The 21,950-nt window shown below is 31.8% G+C and carries 14 protein-coding genes and 1 tRNA gene; 4 read left to right on the top strand and 11 right to left on the bottom strand.

The features are described 5' to 3' along the window. Window positions 1-33: 33 nt before the first annotated feature. The 4 genes from UEQ13_RS05665 to UEQ13_RS05650 are packed head-to-tail and all read left to right on the top strand — an operon-like array spanning window position 34 to window position 8,813. Complete coding sequence (locus UEQ13_RS05665; RefSeq protein ID WP_329805393.1) at window positions 34-4,404, top strand: phage tail tape measure protein; 4,371 nt, start codon at window positions 34-36, stop codon at window positions 4,402-4,404. Continuing rightward, window positions 4,401-4,814: a hypothetical protein gene (locus tag UEQ13_RS05660; RefSeq protein ID WP_329805392.1), complete on the top strand. Its 414-nt coding sequence runs from the start codon at window positions 4,401-4,403 to the stop codon at window positions 4,812-4,814. The genes UEQ13_RS05665 and UEQ13_RS05660 overlap by 4 nt, the downstream gene beginning before the upstream one ends. Further along, the gene (locus UEQ13_RS05655) at window positions 4,811-7,000 is read left to right on the top strand and encodes a hypothetical protein (protein ID WP_329805391.1); all 2,190 of its coding nucleotides are present in this window, start codon (window positions 4,811-4,813) and stop codon (window positions 6,998-7,000) included. The genes UEQ13_RS05660 and UEQ13_RS05655 overlap by 4 nt, the downstream gene beginning before the upstream one ends. Continuing rightward, window positions 6,978-8,813, top strand: coding sequence for a hypothetical protein (locus UEQ13_RS05650; RefSeq protein WP_329805390.1), 1,836 nt, complete (start codon window positions 6,978-6,980; stop codon window positions 8,811-8,813). The genes UEQ13_RS05655 and UEQ13_RS05650 overlap by 23 nt, the downstream gene beginning before the upstream one ends. Before the next feature lie 30 nt (window positions 8,814-8,843). Here UEQ13_RS05650 and UEQ13_RS05645 read toward each other — a convergent pair whose 3' ends face one another. The 11 genes from UEQ13_RS05645 to mraY form a co-directional block, all read right to left on the bottom strand. Continuing rightward, window positions 8,844-9,980, bottom strand: a complete 1,137-nt coding sequence (locus tag UEQ13_RS05645; protein WP_329805389.1) for a site-specific integrase — start codon at window positions 9,978-9,980, stop codon at window positions 8,844-8,846. 160 nt (window positions 9,981-10,140) lie between these two features. Next, window positions 10,141-10,214, bottom strand: a tRNA-Arg gene (locus tag UEQ13_RS05640). A 58-nt stretch (window positions 10,215-10,272) separates the two neighbouring features. Next, window positions 10,273-10,722, bottom strand: coding sequence for a GatB/YqeY domain-containing protein (locus UEQ13_RS05635; RefSeq protein ID WP_329805388.1), 450 nt, complete (start codon window positions 10,720-10,722; stop codon window positions 10,273-10,275). A 241-nt stretch (window positions 10,723-10,963) separates the two neighbouring features. After that, entirely contained in the window at window positions 10,964-13,039 is a 2,076-nt protein-coding gene (gene ftsZ / locus UEQ13_RS05630; protein ID WP_329805387.1) for a cell division protein FtsZ, read from the bottom strand. A 45-nt stretch (window positions 13,040-13,084) separates the two neighbouring features. Beyond that, window positions 13,085-14,464 carry a cell division protein FtsA gene (ftsA, locus tag UEQ13_RS05625; protein WP_329805551.1) on the bottom strand — a complete coding sequence of 460 codons (1,380 nt, stop codon included), beginning with the start codon at window positions 14,462-14,464 and terminating at the stop codon, window positions 13,085-13,087. Between the two features lie 10 nt (window positions 14,465-14,474). Further along, entirely contained in the window at window positions 14,475-15,197 is a 723-nt protein-coding gene (locus UEQ13_RS05620; protein ID WP_329805386.1) for a cell division protein FtsQ/DivIB, read from the bottom strand. Next, window positions 15,184-16,533, bottom strand: a complete 1,350-nt coding sequence (gene murC, locus UEQ13_RS05615) for a UDP-N-acetylmuramate--L-alanine ligase (RefSeq protein ID WP_329805385.1) — start codon at window positions 16,531-16,533, stop codon at window positions 15,184-15,186. Before murC ends, UEQ13_RS05620 begins: the two co-directional genes overlap by 14 nt. Window positions 16,534-16,607: 74 nt before the next feature. Continuing rightward, window positions 16,608-17,693: an undecaprenyldiphospho-muramoylpentapeptide beta-N-acetylglucosaminyltransferase gene (gene murG, locus UEQ13_RS05610; RefSeq protein WP_329805384.1), complete on the bottom strand. Its 1,086-nt coding sequence runs from the start codon at window positions 17,691-17,693 to the stop codon at window positions 16,608-16,610. Continuing rightward, window positions 17,693-19,075 (bottom strand): FtsW/RodA/SpoVE family cell cycle protein, encoded by a 1,383-nt coding sequence (locus UEQ13_RS05605; protein ID WP_329805383.1) that lies wholly within the window; start codon window positions 19,073-19,075, stop codon window positions 17,693-17,695. The genes murG and UEQ13_RS05605 overlap by 1 nt, the downstream gene beginning before the upstream one ends. 213 nt (window positions 19,076-19,288) lie before the next feature. After that, window positions 19,289-20,623, bottom strand: coding sequence for a UDP-N-acetylmuramoyl-L-alanine--D-glutamate ligase (gene murD / locus UEQ13_RS05600; RefSeq protein ID WP_329805382.1), 1,335 nt, complete (start codon window positions 20,621-20,623; stop codon window positions 19,289-19,291). A 46-nt stretch (window positions 20,624-20,669) separates the two neighbouring features. After that, on the bottom strand, window positions 20,670-21,890 hold the full coding sequence (mraY, locus tag UEQ13_RS05595; RefSeq protein WP_329805381.1) for a phospho-N-acetylmuramoyl-pentapeptide-transferase: 1,221 nt from the start codon (window positions 21,888-21,890) through the stop codon (window positions 20,670-20,672). Window positions 21,891-21,950 lie beyond the last annotated feature (60 nt).

Below are 21,950 nucleotides of genomic sequence, written 5' to 3'. Positions count from 1 at the left end.
ATAGTTTATGAGATTTGATAAAATTTCAGAATTATGGCACGTACTATCACCGACGAAGAAATAAAACTATCCATTATAATCAATGGTAATCCCGCTCAAAAACAACTTTTAGATTTAGAAAAAGCTACACGTAAACTCAATGAAGAAAATGCAAATTTACACGCTCAACGTAGAGCTTTAGAAAATCAAGGCAAAAAAGATACTGAGCAATACAAAAACTTGAAAGCGTCAATTAAAGCAAATACCCAAGAAATTGACAATAACAAAGCTAAAATGAAAGAGCTGGTAAACCAAATAGGACTTACTGGTTTAACAATGAAGCAACTTACTGATAAAGCTCATCTATTAAGAATGACTTTACAAAATCTTGTTCCTGGTTCAGCGGATTATAAAAGATACCAAGATGAGCTAGGTAGAGTTTCTGAAAGAATTAATGAACTAAAAGGTAAGTCAAATCAAGCAGGAATCTCTATAGGTTCTTTAGCAGATAAATTTAATCGTTATGCTGCACTTGGTGCTTCTGTTTTAGGTTTTTTCGCCGGAATGGTAGTTTCAGTGCAAAAGATAATCGACTTGAATGGTAAATTATCAGACGCACAGGCAAATGTGATGAAAACAACCGGAATGACAAAAAGAGAAGTTGATGAACTAACTAAGTCATTTGGGATGTTGAAATCAAGAACTGCTAGAATTGATTTGTTAGGTATAGCTGAAGTAGGTGGTCGTTTAGGTATTGCTAAAGAAGAAATTGGAAGCTTTGTTAAAGTTATGGATAAAGCCGCTGTAGCACTAGGTGATTCATTTGAAGGTGGTCCAGAAGTTGTGGCTGATAAACTAGGAAAAATTAAAGGTCTATATGATGAACTTAAAAATACAAATGTTGAAGACGCGTTTGAATCTGTTGGTTCTGCTTTAAATGACTTAGGTGCATCTGGTACGGCTTCAGAACAAAACGTAGCAGAATTTGTAACAAGAGTTGGTTCTTTGCCTAACGCCTTAAAGCCATCAATTGAACAGGCTCTAGGATTAGGTGCTGCATTTGAAGAAAGTGGATTGAAAGCGGAAGTTGCAGGAAGTAATTATGGAAAAGTAATTTCAATCGCAGCTAGAGATTTTAAACAGTTTGCGCAAGTTATGGGTTTACCAGCAGAAAAGGTAAAAGAAATGATTAATACTGATCCTACTAAATTCTTTTTAGACTTTTCTAACTCGTTAAAAGGTTTAGACGCAACGGAACTAGCGAAAATACTAGATTATTTAAAGCTTAATGACAATGAAGTTAAAATGGTTTTAGGAGCAGCTGCTGAAAACACCCAATTATTTGTTGATAAAATGGATTTAGCAAAAAACTCAATGTTAGATGCTACTTCTTTAACCAATGAATTTAATATTAAAAATGAAAATTTAGCTGCTACATTAGAAAAAATCAAAAAGAAGATTACTGGATGGTTTTCGAGTGATGAATTTGTAATGTGGTTAGAAAAATCCGTAAAATGGTTTGCGGATTTAATTGGAGCTACTGACAAAGCATCTACTAAATCAGAAGCTTTTAAAAATACAATGGTTGTTTTAGCAAAGTTTTTAGCAATTATCACAGCCGCATTAGTAACAAAAGTAGCTTGGCAAAAATTATCAGCATTATGGGATGCTAAACAAGCATTTTTAACTAGAACATTGACAAATGAAACCGCATTTTATAGTGCAGGCTTAAGAGTAAGAGCGGTTTTGGATAATATTACTTTATTTAAAACCCAAGCAATGACATTTGCTACTTCATTATGGAGGCTACAACTTAATGCAGCTGCATTATCATTACGCGCAATGGGAACTACTATGATGGCAATGCCTTGGGGTGCAATATTAATGACTATTGGTGTGTTGTATGCAACTTATCAAGCTTTTAGCAATGAAGTGGAAGAAGCTAATGATAAAATGAAAATGAGTAATGATATAATGCAAAAAGTTAATGATCAAACTTCAAAACAAAAAGAAGGTATTAAACTTCTTATTGGTGTAATGAATGACGAAAACGCTACACGTGAACAAAAAGAAAAGGCAATAGATAGATTAAAATCAGCTACTGATGGTTACTTAGAGTCATTGACATTAGAAAATTTTCATACCAAAGAGTCTCAAAATTTAATTAATGATTACATTAAATCAATTGACAAATTAGCCGAAGCAAAAGCCATTTTAGAGATTAAAACTAAATTAATCACTGAAAGAATTGAATCTGAAAATAAAACAAAAGCCCTTACGACTGAAAAAAAAGGAACAAAAAATACAGGTAATTCTTGGATGGGTGATGATGGTAAATTTTTTGGTTTAGGCGAACGTAACCAAATGGAAATTCAAATGGAAATTGAAGCAGAAAAAGATAACACTTCTAAAACTAATATGTTAATCACTTCGTTAGAAGCAAGAAGACAAGCGGAAATTTCAGCTTTAAGAAAAGATATTCAGATTAAGACTGCTGAAATGAATAAACTAAGCAAGGATTCTCAAACTTATAAAAGGTTAAAATTATCTGTTAATTCAGATTATAAAGTATTGAATACTTTATTAGGAATTGGTGATGTTTCGGAAGAATACAATGGAAAATATAAATCAACTGCTTCAAATGTTCCACCAGATAAAAAGAATGGAGTTGGAAAACCAAAATCTGAAAAAAAATATGACAATAGTTATTTAGATGATGAATTAAAACGTCGTGAGGAATTGTATCAAGCAACCAAAAAAGCTGAAGAAGATAGAATCGCTTTATTAGAAGATGGATATAATAAAGAATTGCGTTTAGAAATTCTTCATCATCAAGATGTTTTACATCAATCTGACATGAAAGCCGAAAAATTAAATTTAATTGAAGTAAAACTTCATAAAGATTTAGTACAAGCACAAAAAGATGGTGATTTAAAAAAAATTGAATCATTAAAAAACCAATTGGGATTAATTAAAGACGAACGTGTTTTCATTAATAAACAAATTGAATCTGCGGAACAATTGCACCATATAAAAATTGGTACAATTCAGGAAAAAGCAGCTACTGAAGAAATTAAAACAATTCACGATCAATATGAATTAGAAAAGCAAGCTCGTGAAACTGCTTTTTTAAATGAATTAGCAGAATTAAACCTTACCGAAGAAGAAAAGAAATTACGTAAAGAGGCATTTGCAAAAGCTGAACTACAACGCGAACTTGATTATTTAGTTGAAAAAGCAGAAATAATTAAAAAAGTACTTACTGAAACAGATGTAAACGGTATTCAGTTTAATCTTCTTACTGATGAGCAAAGAGATAAAATGGCCGAAGATTTACAGGCAATTATATTAGCTATTGCTAAAATAAATGAGTTAAAAGGAGGTTCAACTGATGGTGATAAAAAAGAAATTGATTTAGGATTAGGCGGTGATCAGCCAGATATTTTAGGTTTTACACCTGAACAGTGGAAAAACTTCTATAAAAATATAGATGAAGGAACTGCGGGTATTCAAACGATGATGATGGCAGTTGGCGCCTTGAAAAATTCTTTTGCCGAATTTGATAAACTTGCGTCACAATCAGAAGCTGTTAAGTTAAAACAATATGAAAAAACAGCTGATGCTAGAAAGAAATCTATAAAAAGACAATTAGATGCGGGTGTAATTAATCAAGATCAATACAATAAACGCATAGAGTTAATTGACAAGGATTTAGACAATAAAAAAGCAGATATAGAATATAAACAAGCAAAACGTCAAAAGGTTTTAGCTGCAATGAGTGTCATACAGAGTACGGCACAAGCAATTATAGGTATATGGGCTCAATTTCCTAAAGCTGATTTTGGTGTGACTGCTGCTGTTATGTCTGGAGTAGTTGGAGCACTAGGTTTGGCGCAATTAGCAGCAGTTAATCGTACACCATTGCCAGCTCGTGGTGCTGAAGAAGGTTACTATCCGAATCTAGTTCGTCGTGAACAGGACAATAAACTTTTTAGAACAACCGGAACATCAAAAATGAAATCAGGTTTATTTACTAAACCAAGGTTGTTGGTTGGCGAGGGACCTGGTGATATGCCTGAAATGGTTATTGATAAAAAAGCATTCGCGCAAATTTCACCAGAAACCAAATCGGCATTACTTAGAGAAATATCAACGGTGAAAGGATTTGAAAACGGGTATTATAATAAAGGTACTTTTTATACAGGTATATCCCAAAATAACACAACTCCAAACAGTGGTGAAGAAGTAATTCAATTACTTCAAATGGCTTTGACTGTTGTGGCAAAAAACACAGAAGTTATGAATGATATTAAAGAGAATGGCCTTTCTGCATTTGTATCTAACAAAGACTTGAAATCAATGAAAAACTTAAAAAAAGGAATAAAAGAATATGAAGAATTAATCTCAAAATCTAAAGTATCATGAGTTATATGACAGGAAGCATTTTTGCAGATGCTAAAGTAAATTTTTTGGCAGATAAACTAATTTATTTATTGAAAGAACAATTTCCTCCAGAGGATGAAAAAACACCTTCAATAATAGATTCAAAATTTGGGTTGACAGGAAAGGCTGCATTAATCTTACAAGGTACTGGAAACGGTAATTGTAATCAAGTTGTTTTTATTACAAATCAGCAAGAAATATTTGATTATATATCCGCAAATTTGAAATCAATTTTTTTGCCTAAAAAGATAGCAATTTTTAAAGAAAGATTATTAATCGAATTGGATTATGTGAAAATCGAAATTTGGATAAAAGATGTTACTCTTTCATGGGTTGTCCAATATGATGTAAATATTCAGGAATCCGCTAAAATACCAACAGAATTATTATGAGTATAACAACAAATAATCAGACATTTATTAGTGCCCCTTCCACTCCTGCTTTGCAAGATTGGGAAAGTCTAAATCCTTTGCATTTTGTTTATTTATTAGACCAACCTAGTGCTGTAAATCCTGCTCCGACTGTTTTAAAAATCAGAGACATAACACCTTCTCAAGATGCGTTGTATACAACTATTAAGTATTCAGCAAGAAAAACGTATATAAATAATAATTATGGTGTTAATTGGTTGAATGCAAATTCTACTAAATTAGGTGTGTCAATACCATCTGCTGCAGACAGCTTTGTTAATCTATCTGCGCCAAATCAAACAGATAATGTTGTTTATTCAATTGAAAATTTGAATTTATTACCGGTTGGAAATTATCAAGCGAAGGTTACTTATAAAGTTTGGGGATTATCAGGAAATACTTGGAATGTAATATCATCATTTGATGTGATGATTAATTTTGATATTTATGATAATGAATATATTACTTGGGATTCGCCCGCGCCTCCTTTAAATCATATTTATGGGAATCCAATATTTGGAAATACTTCATTTACAATGAATGGGCCAAGTTGGAAGATAATTTCTCAAGATAATAATATACAATTATCTTGCGATGATGTTGATGTTATTTACGATACTGATGTAAACGGAAATTGGCTTTCAGGCTCTGGAACTCATGTATTAAAAATTAATGCAACTTCATATCACAATACGGCACCTGCTTTAGCGCAATCTCCAATTAATAGAGTATTATATGTTTTTGCAGGCGATACTACTATTATTGGGTATGTTGGATATCAAGTAAATATTTTAAATACTTCATTTTTTGCAAGTCCAACGAATATAGATTTCAACGTAATAATTGGAGAACCTGAACCAGACGGAATAATTGTAGATGTTTTTTCGTTGGTACCTTACACTTATACTGTTCCATATTGGTTAACTGTAACTGTACTGAGCGAATCGGCACCAGGAATACCAAGTAAATTATTGGTAAAACCTATTCCTTATATTAATCTTTCAGCAGGTATTTACACAGATAGCATAGTGTTAAGCGGAATTAATGGAGGTGTTCCTACCGATATTGATATAATGGTAACTTATACAATTTCTAATATTATTACATTACCATATTCAGATGAAAACTATAATTTCACTAAAGATCCTTTGTTGCTAGATTTTCATTCCGATATTCCAGATACGTACTTCGAAATGAAAGCAATTATTACTTGTTCTGATTTTGTATTTCAATCAACTCAAACAAAAAATTTTGAAATTCCTTTTAAAATTCCACTTTTTAATAAAAAACAACAATTTAATTTAGGTAAAATTGTAGAAAAAGCAATGTATCGTTTTGTAAATCCGCTAAGTGCGGTTTCCAATTTATACAATTCAACATCAGTAACTTTAGATATAAAGGAAAGATTGAATAATACGAATGTTTTAGTTAGAGACTTAATTATTCAAGATTTAAAATTTTTATCAGGTTTAACTCCTAAATTTAAATTCCAAAACAATGGTTTTTTGGATTTATCAAACGGAATAAAAAGGGTTACGCCAGAATCAATTGAATATATCAATATGATGCTAACAATTGATAACGAAAAATCTATTGAAATTTTAAAAAATAATGTTTCTGTTTTTTCAAACGCACTTCTTAATTTAACAGAAACTTATAAATTAACAATCGATTTTTCTACTTTATCGGCGGTTGAAGGGGATGTTATTGATATAATAATATGGATGGATATTGCTAAAACAATTTCAATTAGTAAAAAATATTTAGTTTTTCCGAAGCAAGAATATTCAACATTAATTATTTGGGAAAACGAGTACCGAGTTCCTGAAATTTTTGATTTTACAGGAAAGTATTTTTTGAAATCTGATATTGAAAATTTACAAACAAAAAATTTCAATAAAATAGTTGAAAGAACAAATTTGGTTGATAATTTTAGTACTGAAAAAGTTATCATAAATACTGGTTTTATATCTTCAAATGATATTACTTATATAAAGTCGATTATTAAACAAAGAAGAGCTTGGATTTTACTTACTGGCAACAAATTAATAGAATTAATTCCTTTAACTAAACAACTTCAAGAAGTTGATGTAAATAGAGAATTGATTGATTTTGATATTGAATTTCAAATAAATAAAATATACGATGAGGAAAATAATTCATTCTAAATTTGAAATTGATTTATCAAATTTAAAACTTACGGACACGCAACAAAACAGCATGTTTACGGATGGTTTTTTTGTAAAAACGACATTTCCTTTTGATATAATTTTAACTGATGAATTAGAACAGCAATTCGATTTCATTTCAGACTATAACACATCTGTAGATACTATTTATGATGTTATATATGTGCATAACGGAAAGAAGGAAAAAGCGAAACTAGAAATAATTCAAATTATTGGAGTGAAAATGTCAGCAGTTTTGCAATATGGCTTCGATGACTTTCCAAGTTTTAATAAAAAGTTATCCGAACTATCATTAGATAATTTTGATTTACCATCAGATACAGATATTTACGAACATGCAAATGATGTTGTGACACAAACTTGGCCAGATGTAAATTATAATTTTCCGCAAGTTCATGTTGATAAATATGATACGTCAGAAGGATTCTATACTCACTTCGAGAAAATTATAAATAATAGAAAATCTGGTTTATTTGTAAAAAATTATTTCAATCCAGAAAATGCAGTCTCTTACAATAGAAATATAATTCAGCCATTGCCTTATGCACTACACATCTTAAAAAAAGGGTTTTTAGATGGCGGTTATATTTTGGAAGGAAATGTTTTGACAGATGAACTTTTAAAAAGAGCAACTGTTTATGGTGATGTTGATTATTTTAAAAACAATGATGGTGTTGTTACTGATACAATTAGAATTTATCACAACGAATATTTTTATGTCGAACCAAATTCCAATGGAAGTTTTCATTGTAATTATGAGAAAAGTATAATTTTAGAAAAGCCGGGTGTTTATTTTATTTCTGGTTTCAACTCGCTACAAAGACAACCGTCAATTGGAAGTACAGAATATGGATATTTTGAATTAAATGGAAATATTGTAACAAATAGTGGAAATGATGCTTATTTAGACATTGATAATAATTTAATTGCTCAATATTATCATTATATAACTTGTACAGTTCCAAATAGTATATTAAAAATAAATGCTGCATCAAATCCATTTTTACCTGATACACGTTTAATTTTAGAGGTTGAAATAACTTTGGTATCTGAATTTGTAGATGGCGCTTATCTCCCATCGCTTTTGAATGAAAATAAAATTGATTTAAGAAAAGCGGTTCCCGATATAACTTTCGGTGAATACGTTACTTTTTGGAAGAATTATTTAAACTATGATATTACTGGCATTGAGGGGAATACTATTTACATGAATAAAGTGGAAGATAAATTTAATTCACCTGCTGTTAAGGATTTATCAATGCACGACCAAAAAAAACCAGTAAGAAAATTTAAGCAAGGCATTTCTTTTTTATTGAAATTTCAAGATATAGAATCTAAAGAATATGAATATAAGAAAGTCTTTCAAAATAAGGATAACGTAATGTATTCTGGTTATCCATTAGATGCTGAAAAAACATCAACTATCGAAATTAATGGTTTGCCGTTACCATTATTAATGCGAAGTGTTAAAACGGCTCATGCGTTTGAAGAAAACGACAATAAGGTTTACATCGTTCCTTACAATGGATTAACTGGAGGCCTAAATTTAGCATTACCAATTACTGATTTTCTTTTAGAAAACGTGCATCCATTATATTGGTATTTGTGGTTTAAGTTCAGAATTAATTCTAAAAATTTCGAATGGAATTTTGTTTCAGAGAATGAAGTTTTCACAAATCTAATCGTAAAAGATGTAGTTCATTCTTATCGAAATTTTCATTTTATAAAATCCCTAACCAAAACAGAAATAAAGCCAGGACTATTTGAATATGAATTAGAAACTGAAGCATAAAAAAAGCGGACAATTGTCCGCTTTACTTTTTCAAGAATAATAATTATCTAATTTGAATATGTCTTCGTTAGCTTCGCTATTTACAATGTGTACGTAAACCATAGTTGTTTCTATTTTTGAATGACCTAAAAGTTTTTGTAGTTTTTCCACAGTTCCACCTGCTCTTAGAAAATTTGTTGCAAATGTGTGTCGAGAAACATGGAATGATATTTTCTTTGTAATTCCTAGATTTCTTAAAATAAGTTTAATTTCTCTGTTCAAATATTGATCAGTTAATTTTTCAATAAATAAATTTGGTTCGTGATTAATTACTTTTTTAGCCAAATCAATTAATGAAATACTTTTGTCTTTATACCCTTTATTACCGATAAAACTAACATAATCTTCAGTTAATTGATTTCTATTTAATTTTTGAATTTCTCCAATTCTCATACCTGTCAAACAGCCATAAATGAAATAGCCTAAAATTAATCTGTCGGTATCATTAATGAATTCAGAAAAATAATATTTAATCATTTTTTTCATTTCGTCTTTACTTAATGCAATTCTATTACCATTCATACTGCCTACTACAATATCATCAATGTCAAATAATAATTTAATTCCGTTCTTTTGAGCAAGGTTTAAAAACTTTTTTATTGATGAAAGATTCGTGCTTATCGTAGTATCTTGATTCTTCTTTACTGTTTTGCAATATTTTTTATAATCTTCAAACCATTTTAACGTTAAACAATTAAATGGAATATAGTCTTGATATTCTTTTATTTTTAAATAAATAGAATGGTGTTTTTGATAAGTTGCTTCTACAAGATTATGCTTATCGTTATTTAGAGCTTCAAGGAAAAAAGCACAAAAATTTACACGGCTAAGTTTATTTTCAAATTCTTCTTTTAAAATTGCAGGAGTCAAAATCAATCCGGATAGTCGGAATACAGTCTTTACATCGGTTAACTTTTTTTTGAAGTTATCGATAATTAAATGCGTATCCTGTAATTGTGATAAATTATGTTTAACATTTTCAGAGTTAGAATCCCAATGTTTAAGATTTACGTAAACATCTAAATGGATACGCTCTCTCTTGTGACCACCACCAGTAATGTGTAAATAAAGCGGATGCTCATTATTTACTATAATATCTTTCCTTAGTAGGAATTTAGATTTAATCATTGACACTCGTTTTAGTTGCGTGTCAATTAGCGTGTCAAAAATGCGGTCATTATTAGCTAAAAGCATAAAAATATAATTTAAAAAATAAACAAAAAAAGTACACTACATGAGGTTTCCCGCTTGTTTGTGTACTTACTTGTTTGTAATCATATTCTTTTTGTGACCTCGGCAGGGTTCGAACCTGCAACCAACGGAGCCGAAATCCGTCATTCTATCCAGTTGAACTACGAAGCCATTTTGAGTTGGAAGTACGAAGTTGGGAGTTTTTACTCGGTACTTCGTACTTCGTATTTTAAACTAAAAGTTTTTTAACGATAGTAGAAATTGTTTTTCCTTCTGCTTGTCCGCCAATTTGTGCAGATGCTAAGCCCATCACTTTACCCATTGAAGCAATTCCAGACGCGCCTGTTTCTGCAATGATTTTTGCTACGATAGCTTCTACTTCAGCTTCTGATAATTGTGCTGGTAAGAATTTTTCGATAACGGCGATTTGCGCTAATTCTGGTTCAGCTAAATCGGCACGGTTTTGAGTTGAAAAAATTTCGTAACTGTCTTTACGCATTTTTACTAATTTTTGTAAAATTTTAATTTCGTCAGCTTCTGTAATTTCTTCTTTAGAACCTGAAGCCGTTTGTGCTAATAATATTTCTGATTTAATAGCTCTTAAAGCTTCTAAAACCACAGTATCTTTGGCTCTCATTGCTTCTTTCATGCTATCCATAATTTGTGTAGATAAGCTCATATATTTTGATTTTAAGTATTTATTAATGTAATGTTGTTTGAAATTTAGGGTTCACCCCAGATAGTAGCGGCATCCTTTTTTTGTTATTTTATATTTGTTTAAAACTAAAAAATTTGTGACAAAAAAAGATATAGCGAATAGCTGGAATAGGTGCCAAAAAAATCCAAAACAAAAGTAATAAAAAATCCCGATTTGTTTATCACAAGTCGGGATTTAAAGTATTGGTTAGTTTATTTTATGCTTAATCTACATTGTCATGTAAAAAAGAATTGTTTGAACGCAACTGAATGTCGTCGTTACTGTCCATCCCTAATGACATGCGTGATTGATTATTTTGGTTTGGCATACTTGTTACATCTAAACCTTGACGACGAAAAGCTGGTTCTTTTTCTAAATCGTCAATTCTGTTTGGATTATTGAACTTGTGATTGAAACTTTTTAATTTATTTTTTCTTTCTTCTGCTCTTGATTTTAAAATTTCTTCAATAGACATTTCTACTGGAGAAGCTGCATCAAAACTGAAGTTGTTTTCAGAAGTTACATTAGTTGCAACAGCCTTTACTGTGAAATTTACTTCTTCATCAATTGGTTCTGCTGCATATTGAATCGTTGCAGCTGGTTCAAAAGTTTCTTCAATTTCTTCTTCTAATGTATATTTAATAATTCCTTCTTGACCTAGTTCTGTCACTGGGAAAAACTGAACAGCTTCGTTAACTTTAATCTCTTTTGTTTCTTCGCTTAATTCAAAAACAATTGTATTTTGAGTTGTTTCTGCTTTGGTTTCGAATAAATTTAAAGAAAAGTTGAAATCGTCATTTGCTACGACAAATTCTGGTTCAATTACTTCAATTTCTCTAACTGAATTAGAGATGATTTCAAATTCTTGAACAGGTTTAACAACTTCAAAAACTGGCGGAGCAACTTGTGCAACAGGTTCAGTATATTGAATCGATTGTACTGGAGTTTCTACTGTAAAAGTAGGTTGTTCCACTACGACAACTGGTTGTTTAACTTGTTCTGAAACGTTTTCAAAAAACACATCTAAATTTTTAATATAATCCGATGTTGGTATTAAATCTGAAACAGGCGCTTGAACCGCTTGTGGTTGTTCCACTTCGAAATCATTTAATTCGAAAACAATCTTTGCTGCTGTTTCAGCTACTACTTCCTTTGGTGCTTCTGCTTCAAAAGTTACAGTATTCACAATTGGCTCATTTACAGAAACTACCGGAGTAGAAACTGCATTTGGCGTTAAATTGTGTTGAATTTTTTGCTCGCCATCTAAAGAATGAATAATCTTTTGTGGTTCTGCATTTATAATTTCTTTTTGTTGTTCTATGTTGAAACCTGTAGCAATAACAGTTACCGAAATAGATTCTTCTAACTTGTCATCTTCACCAATACCCATAATGATGTTGGCGTTATGACCTGCTTCGTTTTGAATGTATTCGTTAATTTCGCTAATTTCATCGATAGTAATCTCATCTGAACCAAACGTAATAAGCAACAACACGTTTTTAGCACCAGTAATTTTATTATCATTTAATAATGGAGAATCTAATGCAGATTGGATAGCTATTTTAGCTCTATCCACACCTGAAGCAACAAAAGATCCCATTATAGCTGTTCCGCTATCGCTTAAAACTGTTTTCGCGTCTTTAAGGTCGATATTCATTGTTAAGTGATTGGTAATCACTTCCGCAATTCCTTTTGAAGCTGTAGCTAACACTTCATCGGCCTTAGAGAAACCTGCTTTGAAACCAAGATTTCCGTATACTTCTCTTAATTTGTTATTATTGATAACAATTAATGAATCTACTTGTTTTCTTAGTCTTTCCACACCTTCCATAGCTTGTTCTGAACGATTTTTTCCTTCGAACTGAAATGGGATAGTAACAATACCTACTGTTAAAATACCTCTTTCTTTAGCTAATTGTGCAATTACTGGCGCAGCACCAGTTCCAGTACCACCACCCATTCCGGCAGTAATAAAGACCATTTTAGTATTCGCATCAAGCATTTTTTCAATTTCCTCGATACTTTCTAAAGCGGCTTGTTGTCCAACTTCTGGTTTTGCTCCCGCACCTAATCCTTCAGTAAGATTCACACCTAACTGAATTTTATTTGGCACAGGGCTTGTTTGCAATGCCTGAGAATCAGTATTACAAACTACGAAGTCTACTCCTGCAATTCCTTGTCTAAACATGTGATTGATGGCATTGCTTCCGCCGCCTCCAACTCCAATAACTTTTATTACGTTTGATTGATTTTTTGGCAAATCAAAAGTAATGTTTCCAAATTCGTTGTTGCTCTCCATATATTTGGCTTTTTTTTATTTTGTGCTACTTGCTACTAATAACACTTATTCTACATTATCTAAAAACTCTTTAATTTTCCCTAATAGGTTATTAAAGTCGTATTTCTTTTTTCTTTCTTGCGTTTCCTTTGAAGCTGAAGGTGTAGGTTGTTTTACTTCTTCTACAACAGTTTCAATAACTTTTTCTATTACTACAGGTTCTGGAGCAATTACTGCAACAGGTTCTGGCGTTTTCATTTCCACAAATGGCGTTGCGCTATTCGTTTGATTACGTAAACTTTCCATTACTAAACCTACAGAAGTTGCATATAACGGGCTTGATAATTCTTCGCTAGAATTTCCTGCTAAATGCTCGTTTGGATAACCAATTCTGGTATCCATTCCTGTAATATATTCTACTAATTGTTTAATGTGTTGTAGTTGCGAACCACCACCTGTTAAAACAATTCCTGCAATTAATTTTTTCTTAGACTCGTCGTGTCCGTATAATTTAATTTCAGCATATACTTGCTCGATAATTTCCACGACTCTTGCGTGAATAATTTTCGATAAGTTTTTTAACGAAATTTCTTTTGGTTCACGACCTCTTAACCCAGGAATAGAAACAATTTCATTGTCTTTATTTTCACCTGGCCAAGCTGATCCGAAACGTGTTTTTAATAATTCCGCTTGTTTTTCAATAATTGAACAACCTTCTTTAATATCTTCCGTAATTACATTTCCTCCGAAAGGAATTACTGCAGTGTGACGAATTACTCCGTTTTTGAAAACCGCTAAATCTGTAGTTCCACCACCGATATCGATAAGTGCCACTCCAGCTTCTTTTTCTTCTTCACTTAAAACCGCATCTGATGAAGCTAATGGTTCTAAAGTTAATCCTGTTAATTCTAAACCTGCATTTTTCACACAACGACCTAAATTTCTGATAGATGCTGCTTGCCCAACTACGATATGAAAACTAGATTCTACTCTAGCACCATACATACCCACTGGTTCTAAAATTTCCGATTGCCCGTCGATTTTAAATTCTTGTGGTAAGGCGTGAATAATTTCTTCTCCTGGAAGCATTGATAAGTTTTGAACTTGACAGGTTAATTGTTCAATATCGTAATCTCCAATTACTTCTTCTGGGTTTTTTCTACTGATGTAATCGCTGTGTTGAATACTACGAATGTGTTGTCCAGCAATACCAACTACTACATCATTTATTTTGTAACCTGAATTGTTTTCTGCTTCTAAAATTGCTTGTTGAATAGATTGAATAGTTTGCGTAATATTATTTACCACACCTCTATGCACTCCCAAACTCTTAGATTTTCCTACACCTAGAATTTCTAATTTCCCGTACTCATTTTTCTTCCCGATCATTGCTACAATCTTAGTTGTACCAATGTCTAATCCTACTCCAATACTTTCTTTGTTCATCATCTATTCCTTATTTTGAACACACTACCTGCTGTGTGAAAATTAAATTTATTGATTTGTACTTCCCAATCAACGAATCTTTCGATGCGTATTGATAAAAAGCTTTGTAATTTTTAAACTTTTTATCGACAGAAACGGGTTTGCCAAAATTAATTTCGTAATCATATTCTCTCGAAAGCATGGTCATACTTCCGTTTTTCTGAATTGTGATTGCGATGATATTCTTTTTTAAAAATTCATCTTTTTCAATAGCGCTAAAAGTTTCAATGAAACCCTTTTTGAATTCTCCTTCAATATCTCCTTGAACAATAGGAACTCTTGATGAAAAATTGTTTGACAATTGAAAAATACTGCCGTTTTTATCTACGTAAAAATTACGGTTTTTATTAACAACTCTTGCTACAGGGGACTTTTGTAAAACTTTAGTTATTAACACTCCATCTTCAGAAGTAAAAACCTCTGCGTTTTCGATAAAAGGCTGTCTCTTCAAGACACTTTCCAAATCTTTCAAATCTACTTTTTCTTTTTGGATTGAAGAAGTGCCTCCCAAATTTTGTATTAACAAGTTATTAACCATTTCATTTGTTAAAAACATTTTGTTATCGCCCTGAAATTCAACTTGCACCTTACTTATCTTCCTCTTTTCGTTTCTTCTCTGTGTAAAAGAATACAAAAACACTACTAAGAAAAGCATCAATACAAGACGAATATTTTGCCAATTAAACTTTTTCATTTAGTACTTTTTTGACATCCTTCACCATTTCTCCAATATCACCTGCACCGATGGTTACAAACACATTTGCGTCTGAATTTTTAAAGTTTGTTAACAACTCTTCTTTAGTTACCAAACGCTTATTTTCATTTTTTATTTTACTCAACAACCAAGATGAATTGACACCTTCCATTGGCAATTCGCGCGCGGGATAAATTTCTAATAAAAGTATCTCATCAAATTGCGATAAACTTTCTGCAAAACCGTCAATAAAATCTTTTGTTCTACTGAATAAATGCGGTTGGAAACATGCGATTATTTTTTTATTCGGGTACAATTCTCTAACCGCTTGATGCACGGCATTTATTTCTGTTGGATGATGTGCATAATCATCAATGTACACTAAATTTTCTTCTCTAATTTGGAATGAAAAACGACGACGAACCCCTTTAAAAGTAGCCAATGCCTTTTTTATTTTTTCATTTTCCACACCATACGATTTCGCCATAGCGAAAGCCAATAAAGCATTCGTTAAATTATGATGACCCGGTAATCCGAATTTTATATTCTCTATTAATTCCTCTTTTGTTTTTACATCGAAAACATAAAAACCATTTTCAATTCTGATATTTTGAGCTACATAATCGGCACCAACATTTACTGCAATGGTATTTCCTTCTAGAGGCAAACCTTTGATAATAAATAAATTTTCAGCTGGTACTTTATGTGCGAATTCTCTAAATGATTCTTCAATTGCAGCTACATCTCCATAAATATCTAAATGATCTGCATCCATAGAGGTTACACAAGATAAATCGGGATGTAAATGCAAGAAGGAACGGTCAAATTCGTCTGCTTCAACAACCGTAACTGTTTTCCCAGAACCGATTAAATTCGTATTATATCCTTCTACAATTCCACCTAAAAAAGCAGTAACATCTACACCACTTTCATATAAAACATGACCTAATATACTTGATGTAGTTGTTTTCCCATGTGTTCCTGCAACGGCAAAACAAAACGTGTCTTTTGTGATAATTCCTAAAACTTCTGCTCGTTTTTTTACTGTAAAACCTTCGTTAAGAAAGTAATTCCATTCTGAATGTTGTTTTGGAACGGCAGGCGTAATAACTACTAATGTATTTTCCGTATTTTTAAAACTCTCGTCAATCAAATTCACATCATCTTCAAAGTGAATTTTTATACCATTTTCTTGCAACTCGTTGGTTAATTGTGTTTCGGTTTTATCGTAACCTGCTACATTTTTTCCAATGAATTGAAAATAACGCGCCAAAGCACTCATCCCGATTCCTCCGATGCCAATAAAATAGACGTTATGTATTTGATTTAGATTCATTTTTATTTTTTGTTTAAAGTTTAAAGTTGTTTTTGTTTCAGGTTATCCAACTTGAAACTTGAAACCTTAAACAATTAAATTAACTTCTTTATTTCTTCTACAATATCTTTGGTAGCATTTGGCAAGGCTAACTTTTTGATGTTTTCTATTAAGCTTTCTTGCTTTCCTTGGTCTTTTATTAAAGCTTCAAAAACAGCATTAAATTCCGATTCTAAGTCAGATTCTTTTATTAGAACTGCGCCATCTTTATCTACAATTGCTTTAGCATTTTTGGTCTGATGATCTTCAGAAACATTTGGTGATGGAATAAAAATGGTTGGTTTTCCCACGATACATAATTCGGAAACAGAAGAAGCTCCTGAACGAGAAATTACAATATCTGCAGCAGCATAAACCAAATCCATTCTATCAATAAAAGCCGTAACTTGAACGTTTTCTTTTTCGTTATATTTAGAATAATCAATCAAATAATGTTTACCACATTGCCATATAATTTGAAAACCTAGTCCTGTTATAAAGTCTAAATTTTTCTCAATTAATTGATTCAATCTTCTAGCACCTAAACTTCCACCTAAAATTAGAAGTGTTTTTTTATTTACATCTAAATTAAAATGTGAAATCGCTTCAGACTTTTTACTTGTGACATCAATTAAATCTTGACGAACAGGATTTCCTGTAAATCGTATTTTATTTTTCGGAAAAAACCTTTCTAAATTTTCATAAGCCACACAAATGGTATTTGCTTTTTTAGCTAATAATTTATTAGTAATTCCAGGAAATGAATTTTGTTCTTGAATTACAGTTGGAATATTTAACATCGCCGCAACTTTAAGCACAGCTCCACTTGCAAAACCACCAGTTCCGATAACAACATCTGGTTTAAATTTTCTTAAAATAGAAAAAGATTTAAACAAACTCGACATCAATTTAACTGGAAACATAGCATTTTGAAGAGTCACTTTTCTGTGTATACCTGAAATCCAAAGCCCTTCAATTTTGTAACCTGCTTGCGGGACTTTTTGCATTTCCATTTTATCTTTTGCACCAACAAATAAAAATTCAGCGTCAGGAAATTGCGCCTTCAATTCGTTTGCAATAGCTATAGCTGGATATATATGTCCACCTGTTCCGCCTCCACTAATTATAAATCGTTTTCCCATTACTTTTTATTTAAAACAGCATTCATTGGATTTTGCCCATTTACTAAACTATCACCTTCATTATCCAATTCGTTTTCTTGTTTTAACGATTCGCGAATGGAATATTTCATATCATTTACTTTTCTTTCATCTTCAGTAATAATTTCAGATGAATTTTCTTCATTCATTACAGAAACTTCTCTATCAATAATTCGTTGTAAAGCTGCTTCTCTATCTTGGATATCTTTTAAATCGGCAGCAATTTCATCTTCTTTTTTCGTTACACTTAAAATAATTCCTAACGACAAACATGTCATCCAAATAGATGTTCCACCACTACTAATTAAGGGCAAAGGCTGACCAGTAACCGGCAATAGCTCAACAGCAACTCCCATATTAATTAAGGCTTGAATGATTATTGGAAAACCGAGTCCTATGATTAATAATTTCCCAAATAAGTTATTGGTTTTATTGGCTCTAATTAAGAATCTAAAAAACAACAACATATAGAAAAACACTAAAGTAAATCCGCCAATTAATCCGTATTCTTCCACGATAATAGCAAAAATAAAATCTGAAGAAGATTGTGGTAAAAAGTTTTTCTGAATACTTTTTCCTGGTCCGACACCATTAATTTTTCCGACCGCGATGGCGATTTTTGCGTTTTCAATTTGGTATTTATCTTCGTCAGGTTTATCTGTTGTAAAATTTTCAATTCGGCTTACCCAAGTATTCACACGACTGAATGCTTTTTTATCCGGAAATGCTTTTGCTAATAAAAAAAACAAGGCTAAAACTGCAATTCCACTCGCTAATACAATTGCTAAATATTTTAATGGATATTGTCCGATGTACAACAACATACAAACCATAGCAAACATTAAAGCTGCTGTAGAAAAGTTAGATGGTAAAATAAAAATTAACACCGCTCCTACTGGTAACCAAATTTGTACAACTGAATCTTGAAAATTATATTCTGTTTCTTTAATTTTTGTAAGTGTTCTCGCTACATAAACCATTAATATAGTAAATGCCAATGTAGAAGGTTGAAATGAAAAATTCACAAATGGAATACTTAACCAACGACTCGCATTAGCACCGCCAATTGTTTTTCCTTGTAACAAAGTAAAAATTAAGGCTGGAACAATTACTATCATTCCAAAAATAGCGTACTTTTTAAATCTTTCAAAATGCAGTTTATGTACCAGAAAAACAATTGCTAATCCGATGGATAAATGAACAAAATGTTTGAACAAAATACCAAAGGTTGTACCGCCATTCCCAACTGTGTACACCAAGTTTGTACTGGCACTATACACAGGCAAAAAAGAAACCATAGCCAGTAATATGATTACTGCCCAAATGGTTTTATCTCCTTTAAGTTGGCTAACTATCTTGTTCATATGGTATAAATTTGCATTTTTTTAAAATGCTAGAAATATGTGACACCGCTGGAGTCTTGTTTTGTGTTATCTAGAAATATGTGACTCCGCTGGAGTCTTGTTTTGTGTTTACTTGTGTTATCTAGAAATATGTGACTCCGCTGGAGTCTTGTTTTGTGTTTACTTGTGTTATCTAAATATGTGTGACTCCGCTGGAGTCGTAATTGATTTTTCTTATAAATTTTGGACAGCTTGTTTGAATTGTTTTCCTCTGTCTTCGTAATTTTCAAATAAATCGAAACTAGCGCAAGCTGGAGAAAGTAAAACAGTATCTCCTCTTTCAGCCATTTTATTAGCAATTTTTACAGCTTCAGACATTGACGTTGTTTCTACAAACATATCAACCAAACCTTCGAATTTATCTGCTAATTTTTTATTATCAACCCCTAAACAGATAATTCCTTTTACTTTTTCACGAACCAAAGCCATTAATTCGTCATAATCATTTCCTTTATCCACACCTCCAACAATCCAAACTGTTGGTGTATTCATACTATCCAAAGCGAAAAATGTAGCATTTACATTTGTTGCTTTTGAATCATTAATATACTGAACGTTGTTAATTTTCAATACTTTTTCTAATCTATGCTCCGCACCTTGAAAATTAGATAAGCTTTCTCTAATAGTTGCTTTTCTAATATTCATTAATTGCGCAACTGTTGTTGCAGCCATGGTGTTTTTAACATTATGTTTTCCTTCTAAAGCAAGTTTGTTGATTGGCATAATAAAATTTTCGTCGTTTAGGTTGATATTGATTTCGTTGTTTTCTGTAATACTTCCGCCTTCTTCAATTTTTTTCGTAAGTGAAAAAGGCAATTTGTTTGCTTTAATTTTATTATTGGCTAACCAATTTGTTATGGCTTCGTCATCTTCATCATAAATTAAATAATCATCTTCATTTTGATTCATTGTTATTCTGAACTTGGAATCGATATATAAATTATAATCGTAATTATATCGGTCTAAGTGATCAGGACTTATGTTCAATAAAACAGCAATATCTGGCTTGTAATTTATGATGCCGTCTAATTGAAAACTGCTTAATTCTAACACATAGCAATCATGCTTATTTTCGGCTACCTGCCAGGCAAAACTTTTACCTATGTTTCCGGCTAAACCTACATTTAAACCACCTTGTTTTAGCAAATGATACGTTAACAAAGTTGTAGTTGTTTTACCGTTACTTCCTGTAATCCCAATTGTTGTAGCTTCTGTAAAAGGTGCTGCAAATTCAATTTCTGAAATCACTGGAATCTTCTTTTCTAATAATTTTTTTACGATTGGCGATTTTTCAGGAATACCTGGACTTTTCATTACTACATCCGCATTCAGAATTAATTCTTCTGTATGCTTTTCATCTTCCCAAGCAATTTTATTTATCGTAAGAACTTCTTTATAATTTTCTTTGATTTTTCCGAAATCAGACACAAAAACATCGTATCCTTTTTTCTTTCCGAGAATTGCGGTTCCTACACCACTTTCTCCACCACCTAATATTACTAATCTCATTTTTATTTACGATTTACGATTAATGATTTACGAATAATGATTTTCATTAACGTAGTTTTAATGATACTAATGAGAAAATTGCCAATATGATAGCTACAATCCAGAAACGAGTCACGATTTTACTTTCATGATATCCTTTTTTCTGGTAATGATGATGTAAGGGCGACATTAAGAAAATACGACGTCCTTCGCCGAATTTCTTTTTCGTATATTTAAAATAGGCTACTTGTAAAACCACGGAGAAGTTTTCGGCTAAGAAAATTCCACATAAAACCGGAATCATTAATTCTTTACGAACCGCAATTGCGATTACTGCGATAATTCCACCGATAGTTAAACTTCCTGTATCGCCCATAAAAACAGTTGCTGGATACGTGTTGTACCACAAGAAACCGATTAATGCTCCAACAAAAGCAGCAATGTAAATGGTCATTTCTCCCGAATTTGGGATGTACATAATATTCAAATAATTAGAAAAAATAATGTTACCCGAAACGAAAGTAAAAATCCCTAAAACTAACACTGAAATAGCAGAAGTTCCTGCAGCTAAACCGTCAATTCCGTCAGTTAAGTTCGCACCGTTTGAAACAGCTGTTATGATAAAAATTACAACTGGAATAAAAATCAACCAGGCCCATTTCTGGTAATCATCACCCATAAATGACAATACTTCTGCATAATCGAATGTGTTATTTTTCACAAATGGAATGGTCGTTTCCATTGATTTTACTTCTGGAGAAGTAGATTTAATTACCGTTTCAATTCCTTGTTTTTTAACAACAACATCTTCTTTAATCGTTACACTTGGACTGAAATATAAAGTTGCTCCAACGATAATTCCTAAACCAATTTGTCCGATAACTTTAAATTTACCTTTTAAACCATCTTTATCTTTCTTGAAAATTTTGATATAATCATCTAAGAAACCAATACTTCCCATCCAAACCGTAGTTACCAAAAGCAAAATAATGTAAATATTATCCAACTTCGCTAATAATAAAACTGGAACTAGCGTTGCCAAAATAATAATTAACCCACCCATTGTTGGCGTTCCTGCTTTTTGCACTTGACCATCTAAACCAAGCTCACGAACTGTTTCTCCAACTTGTTTGTTTCTTAAATAACCAATAATTCTTTTACCGTAAATGGTAGAAATTAGCAACGACAAAATCACAGCCATTCCTGAACGGAAAGTAATATATTGAAACAAACCTGCTCCTGGCAAATTGTACGCTTCGTCTAGGTATTTAAAGATGTAGTATAGCATGTTTAAAAAAGTTTAAGAGTTTAAAAGGTTGAAGTTTAAAAGGTTTTGAGACTAAAAACT

Source organism: Flavobacterium facile, assembly GCF_036321945.1.
GTDB lineage: Bacteria > Bacteroidota > Bacteroidia > Flavobacteriales > Flavobacteriaceae > Flavobacterium > Flavobacterium facile.
The sequence above is the reverse complement of the archived record's forward strand: the minus strand, read 5'-3'. Positions and strand labels throughout refer to the sequence as shown.